6 protein-coding genes are annotated in these 6,605 nt (G+C 61.2%); all 6 read left to right on the top strand.

The features are described 5' to 3' along the window. Positions 1–111 precede the first annotated feature (111 nt). The 6 genes from aruF (at position 112) to astE (ending at position 6,532) form a co-directional block, all read left to right on the top strand. The gene (gene aruF / locus QMX98_RS30995; protein ID WP_010457242.1) at positions 112–1,131 is read left to right on the top strand and encodes an arginine/ornithine succinyltransferase subunit alpha; all 1,020 of its coding nucleotides are present in this window, start codon (positions 112–114) and stop codon (positions 1,129–1,131) included. A gap of 70 nt (positions 1,132–1,201) precedes the next feature. Beyond that, a complete protein-coding gene (astA, locus tag QMX98_RS31000; protein ID WP_010457241.1) occupies positions 1,202–2,227 on the top strand; it encodes an arginine N-succinyltransferase in 1,026 nt (341 codons plus the stop codon). After that, a complete protein-coding gene (gene astD / locus QMX98_RS31005) occupies positions 2,224–3,693 on the top strand; it encodes a succinylglutamate-semialdehyde dehydrogenase (RefSeq protein WP_167362295.1) in 1,470 nt (489 codons plus the stop codon). The genes astA and astD overlap by 4 nt, the downstream gene beginning before the upstream one ends. A gap of 161 nt (positions 3,694–3,854) precedes the next feature. After that, positions 3,855–5,201 (top strand): N-succinylarginine dihydrolase, encoded by a 1,347-nt coding sequence (gene astB, locus QMX98_RS31010; RefSeq protein ID WP_102595637.1) that lies wholly within the window; start codon positions 3,855–3,857, stop codon positions 5,199–5,201. Between the two features lie 20 nt (positions 5,202–5,221). Continuing rightward, entirely contained in the window at positions 5,222–5,509 is a 288-nt protein-coding gene (locus QMX98_RS31015; protein WP_010457234.1) for a hypothetical protein, read from the top strand. 12 nt (positions 5,510–5,521) lie between these two features. Next, positions 5,522–6,532 (top strand): succinylglutamate desuccinylase, encoded by a 1,011-nt coding sequence (gene astE / locus QMX98_RS31020; protein ID WP_010457232.1) that lies wholly within the window; start codon positions 5,522–5,524, stop codon positions 6,530–6,532. The last annotated feature ends 73 nt before the right edge of the window (positions 6,533–6,605 follow it).

The following is a 6,605-nucleotide window of genomic DNA, read 5'->3' on the forward strand; positions in this document are numbered from 1 at the left end:
GCGTGTCAGACCCCTTGTTATTGGCTGACACACCGCTTTCGCGGGCAAGCCTCGCTCCTGCAAGGGTTCGGCTTATTTCCCCCAAAAGAGTTACGAGAAAGGAGTGACACCATGCTGGTGATGCGCCCCGCGCAAATGGCTGATCTGGGCGAGGTACAGCGTCTGGCTGCGGACAGCCCGATTGGTGTCACTTCCTTGCCGGATGACGTTGAACGCCTGAGCGACAAGATCGCCGCAAGCGAAGCCTCGTTTTCCGCGGAAGTCAGCTTCAACGGCGAAGAAAGCTATTTCTTCGTCCTCGAAGACTCGACCACCGGCAAATTGGTCGGTTGCTCTGCAATCGTTGCCTCCGCCGGTTACTCCGAGCCGTTCTACAGCTTTCGCAATGAAACCTTCGTGCACGCCTCCCGCGAGCTGAAGATTCATAACAAGATTCACGTGCTCTCGCAGTGCCACGACCTGACCGGCAACAGCTTGCTGACCAGTTTCTACGTGCAGCGCGAGTTGGTGGGTTCGCCTTGGGCCGAGCTCAACTCCCGTGGTCGTCTGCTGTTCGTCGCCAGCCATCCGGAGCGCTTTGCCGATTCCGTGGTGACCGAGATCGTCGGTTACAGCGACGAAAATGGCGATTCGCCGTTCTGGGACGCCATCGGTCGCAACTTCTTCGACCTCAACTACGCCGAAGCCGAGCGTCTGTGCGGCCTGAAGAGCCGGACCTTCCTCGCCGAACTGATGCCGCATTACCCGATCTATGTGCCTTTGCTGCCGGACACCGCTCAAGAAGCGATGGGCCAGGTGCATCCGCGAGCCCAGATCACCTTCGACATCCTGATGCGCGAAGGCTTCGAGACCGATCACTACATCGACATTTTCGACGGCGGCCCGACGTTGCATGCCCGCGTCTCCGGGATCCGTTCGATCGCGCAGAGCCGTGTGGTGCCGGTGAAAATCGGCGAGGCGGTCAAAGGTGTCGGTCGTCAGTACCTGGTGGCCAACGCCCAGTTGCAGGATTACCGCGCTGTATTGCTCGAGCTCGATTACGCGCCGGGCAAACCCGTGACCCTGGATCTGGAAGCGGCCGAAGCCCTGGGCGTCGGTGAGGGTGCGAGCGTGCGCCTGGTGGCGGTTTAACGACTGCTTGAGTGTTTAGAAAGCAGCGAAGTTTCGCGGGTGGCGCAAGCGGCCCGTTTGAGGAGATAGCATGATCGTTCGTCCTGTACGCAGCAGCGATTTACCCGCTCTGATCGACCTGGCCCGCAGCACCGGTACCGGCCTGACCACCTTGCCGGCCAACGAAGAACGTCTGGCCCATCGGGTCGGCTGGGCCGAGAAGACCTTTCGCGGTGAAGCCGGGCGGGGCGATGCAGACTACCTGTTCGTGCTCGAAGACGATGACGGCCGCGTGGTGGGCATTTCCGCCATCGCCGGCGCTGTCGGTCTGCGTGAGCCTTGGTACAACTTCCGGGTCGGCCTGACGGTCAGCGCTTCGCAAGAGCTGAACATCTACCGCGAGATCCCGACGCTGTTCCTGGCCAACGACCTGACCGGCAACTCTGAGTTGTGCTCGCTGTTCCTCCACGCCGATTACCGCACGGGCCTCAACGGCCGCATGCTGGCCAAGGCGCGGATGCTGTTCATCGCCGAGTTCCCGCAGCTGTTTGGCAACAAGATCATTGCCGAGATGCGCGGCGTGTCCGACGAAGCCGGACGCTCGCCATTCTGGGAAAGCCTGGGCCGTCACTTCTTCAAGATGGAATTCAGCCAGGCCGATTACCTGACTGGCGTGGGCAACAAGGCGTTCATCGCCGAACTGATGCCGAAATTTCCGCTGTACACCTGCTTTCTGTCGCCAGACGCGCGCAACGTCATCGGTCAGGTTCACCCTGACACCGAGCCGGCGCTGGCCATGCTCAAGAGCGAAGGTTTCAGCTACCAAGGCTACGTCGACATCTTCGACGCCGGCCCTGCGGTCGAGTGCGAAACCGGCAAGATCCGCGCCGTGCGCGACAGCCAGGCACTGGTGTTGGCCATCGGCACGCCGGGTGATGACGCTACTCCGTTCCTGATTCACAACCGCAAGCGCGAAGACTGCCGCATCACTGCCGCGCCAGCACGCTTCGCCGCCGGTACGTTGGTCGTTGATCCGCTGACCGCCAAACGTCTTCAACTCAACGCCGGTGATCAAGTGCGCGCCGTTCCGTTGTCTGCTGCCAGGGAGTCGAAATAATGAATTCGCTATACATCGCAGGTGAATGGCTGGCCGGTCAGGGCGAAGCCTTCCAGTCGCTGAACCCGGTGACCCAGCAAGTGCTGTGGACCGGCGAAGGCGCGACCGCCGCTCAGGTTGAGTCGGCCGTGCAGGCTGCTCGTCAGGCGTTTCCGGGCTGGGCCCGTCGCACCCTGGACGAGCGCATTACCGTGCTTGAAGCCTTTGCCGCCGCGCTGAAAAACCACGCTGACGAACTGGCCCGCACCATTGGTGAGGAAACCGGCAAGCCGTTGTGGGAAGCAGCAACGGAAGTGACCAGCATGGTCAACAAGATTGCGATCTCGGTGCAGAGCTACCGCGAGCGTACCGGCGAGAAGAGCGGTCCGCTGGGCGACGCCACCGCCGTGTTGCGCCACAAGCCACACGGCGTGGTGGCGGTGTTCGGGCCTTACAACTTCCCGGGGCATTTGCCGAACGGTCACATCGTGCCGGCACTGCTGGCCGGTAACAGTGTGCTGTTCAAGCCCAGCGAACTGACGCCGAAAGTCGCCGAACTGACGGTTAAATGCTGGATCGAAGCCGGTCTGCCAGCGGGTGTGTTGAACCTGCTGCAAGGCGCTCGCGAAACCGGTATCGCCCTGGCGGCGAACCCGGGCATCGACGGTCTGTTCTTCACCGGTTCGAGCCGCACCGGCAATCACCTGCATCAGCAATTCGCCGGCCGTCCGGACAAGATCCTCGCGCTGGAGATGGGCGGTAACAACCCGCTGGTGGTGGATCAGGTCGCAGACCTCGATGCTGCCGTTTACACCATCATCCAGTCGGCATTCATTTCCGCCGGCCAACGTTGCACCTGTGCCCGCCGCTTGCTGGTGCCGCAAGGTGCCTGGGGCGACACGTTGCTGGCGCGTCTGGTGGCGGTCAGCTCGACGATTGAAGTCGGTGCGTTTGACCAGCAACCGGCGCCGTTCATGGGCTCGGTGATTTCCCTCGGCGCGGCGAAAGCGCTGATGGATGCGCAAGAGCATCTGCTGGCCAATGGCGCCGTGGCGCTGCTGGAAATGACTCAGCCTCAGGCGCAAGCCGCGTTGCTGACACCGGGCATCCTGGACGTGACGGCTGTCGCCGATCGTCCTGACGAGGAGCTGTTCGGCCCGTTGCTGCAAGTGATCCGCTACGCTGATTTTGAAGCGGCGATTGCTGAAGCCAACGACACGGACTATGGGCTGGCGGCTGGTTTGCTGTCGGATTCCGAAGCGCGTTATCAGCAGTTCTGGCTGGAAAGCCGTGCCGGTATCGTCAACTGGAACAAGCAGCTGACCGGCGCCGCGAGCAGCGCGCCATTCGGCGGCGTCGGCGCTTCGGGCAACCACCGCGCCAGCGCCTACTACGCCGCAGATTACTGCGCGTACCCGGTGGCCTCGCTGGAAACGCCGAACCTGGTGTTGCCTGCATCGCTTACGCCTGGCGTGAAGATGGCGTGATGTCCATCGCCAGCAGGCTGGCTCCCACAGGTTCGGTGGTGTTCACACATTTTGTGTACGACCCCATCACTGTGGGAGCCAGCTTGCTGGCGATGGCCGCGACGCGGTCTTACTGAATAGTTACTGAAGCCATAACAACAGATTCTCGTGGAGCCTCGCTGATGAAATCCTATGAAGTCAATTTTGACGGTCTAGTGGGGCCGACCCATAACTACGGCGGTTTGTCCTACGGCAACGTCGCGTCCCAGAGCAACAGCCAGCAGTCTTCGAACCCGAAGGAAGCCGCGCTGCAAGGCCTGGCGAAAATGAAAGCGCTGATGGAAATGGGCTTTCAGCAAGGCGTTCTGGCCCCTCAGGAACGTCCTGACGTTGCGGCCCTGCGCCGTCTGGGTTTCAGCGGCACCGACGCGCAAGTGATCGAGAAAGCCGCCAAAGATGCGATGCCCTTGCTGGTCGCCAGTTGCTCGGCGTCGAGCATGTGGGTGGCCAACGCCGCCACGGTCAGCCCGAGTGCCGATACTGCGGATGGCCGCGTGCATTTCACCGCTGCCAACCTCAACTGCAAATACCACCGCAGCATCGAACACCCGACCACCAGCCGCGTGCTGGGGGCGATGTTCGCTGACCAGAAACACTTTGCTCACCACGCCGCCTTGCCGGCGGTGGCGCAGTTCGGCGACGAAGGCGCGGCCAACCACACCCGTTTCTGCCGTGAATACGGTGAAGCCGGCGTCGAGTTCTTCGTGTTCGGGCGCAGCGCATTCGACACCCGCTACCCGGCTCCCCAGAAGTACCCTGCGCGCCAGACGCTTGAAGCCTCGCAAGCCGTTGCTCGCCTGCACGGCTTGAGCGATGACGGCGTGGTCTTCGCCCAGCAGAACCCATCGGTGATCGATCAGGGCGTGTTCCACAACGACGTGATCGCGGTAGGTAACGGCGAGGTGCTGTTCTATCACGAGGACGCGTTCCTCGACACCGAGCAGATGCTCGCTGAACTGCAGGGCAAACTCGCAAAAGTCGGTGGGAAATTCCAGTCAATTTGCGTCCCGCGTTCTGCCGTTACCGTCGAAGACGCCGTTCGTTCCTACCTGTTCAATAGCCAATTGCTGACCCGCCCTGACGGTTCGATGCTGTTGATCGTGCCGGAAGAGTGCCGTGGCAATGAACGCGTCTGGCAGTATTTGCAAGGTTTGACCAGCTCCGGCGGCCTGATCCGCGAAGTGAAGGTTTTCGATCTGAAACAAAGTATGCAGAACGGCGGTGGCCCGGCTTGCCTGCGGTTGCGTGTCGCACTGAATGAAACCGAACTGGCGGCGGTCAATCCAGGGGTTATCATGACGGCACCGTTGTACGGCACGCTGACCGAATGGGTCGACAAGCACTACCGCGACCGCATGGCCGAAACCGACCTGGCGGATCCGCAATTGCTGCTTGAGTGCCGGACGGCACTGGATGAACTGACGCAAATCCTTAAACTGGGCGCGGTTTATCCTTTCCAGATCAATTGAACGTCGAGAGCGTAAAAAACATGAGCGATACCCTGCAGCTGATCCTTGAAGACACCGACGGCACGCAACTGGAAACGTCCTGCACCCGCGTCGCGGTCCTGTGGCAAGGCAAAGAGCTGTGGATCCAGCAGGACGGCCGCGGCCAGCTGCTGATCGGCGTGGACGTTGAAGAAGGTGATGCCGAATACGCAAACCTGCTGCTGCGCCCATTGGCGACTAATCTGGTAAGTCTGCAACTGGAAATGGAACCGGCTGAAGTCGGCGACGAAGACCACGTGCACGGCCCGGATTGCGCACACGACCACTAAGGAAATCGCTCTATGCTCGCCCTCGGCAAACTGCTTGAACTGACCCTCGCCGGCCGCGAACCGGCGGAGAAGACTCAACTGACTGTCGAAGGCGTGCGCATGCGCTGGTTGAGCGAAGGTGCGCTGGAAGTCCGGCCGCCTGAGGCGCGCGACAATGGCCTGGACCTGCTGCTGTCAGCGGGTATCCATGGCAACGAAACAGCGCCGATCGAGTTGCTCGATCGCCTGTTGCATGACATCGCGCGTGGCGACTTGAAGCCGCGCGCACGCATTCTGTTCCTGTTCGGCAACCCGGAAGCGATTCGCAAAGGCGAGCGCTTCGTCGAGCAGGACGTCAATCGGCTGTTCAACGGCCGTCACGAACAAACCAGCGGCTCCGAAGCCCTGCGCGCCTGTGAACTGGAGCGGCTGGCGGCGAGTTTCTTCAGCCTGCCGGATCGCAGCCGCCTGCATTACGACCTGCACACCGCGATTCGTGGTTCGAAAATCGAGCAGTTCGCGTTGTATCCCTGGAAAGAGGGGCGCCAGCATTCACGCCTCGAGCTGGCCCGTTTGCGTGCTGCCGGTATGGAAGCGGTGCTGTTGCAGAACAAGCCGTCGATTGTGTTCAGCTCTTACACCTACGACAAGCTCGCTGCCGAGTCTTTCACCCTTGAGCTGGGCAAGGCGCGGCCGTTTGGGCAGAACGACGGTGTGAACGTTTCGCTGCTTGAAACCCGCCTCCAGCAGATTATCGAAGGCACCGAGCCTGCGGTGACCGACGAAGGCCTGGACGGTTTGCAGTTGTTCAGCGTGGCGCGGGAAATCATCAAGCACAGTGATAGCTTCCGCCTGAACCTGCCGGCGGACATCGAGAACTTTTCGGAGTTGGACGTGGGTTACGTACTGGCCGAAGACATCGCCCAGACCCGCTGGATCATCGAAGAGAAGGGCGCCCGGATTATTTTCCCGAACCCCAAGGTCAAAAACGGCCTGCGCGCCGGCATCCTGATCGTGCCCGCCACCGACGAAAACCTGGCATAACAGACACAGTAGTCCCCTGTAGGAGCGGGGGGGGGGGGGGCCGCGGCAGGTTAAAATAATATAATATTTTTTT

Source organism: Pseudomonas sp. PS02303 (assembly GCF_029959925.1).
GTDB lineage: Bacteria > Pseudomonadota > Gammaproteobacteria > Pseudomonadales > Pseudomonadaceae > Aquipseudomonas > Aquipseudomonas mandelii.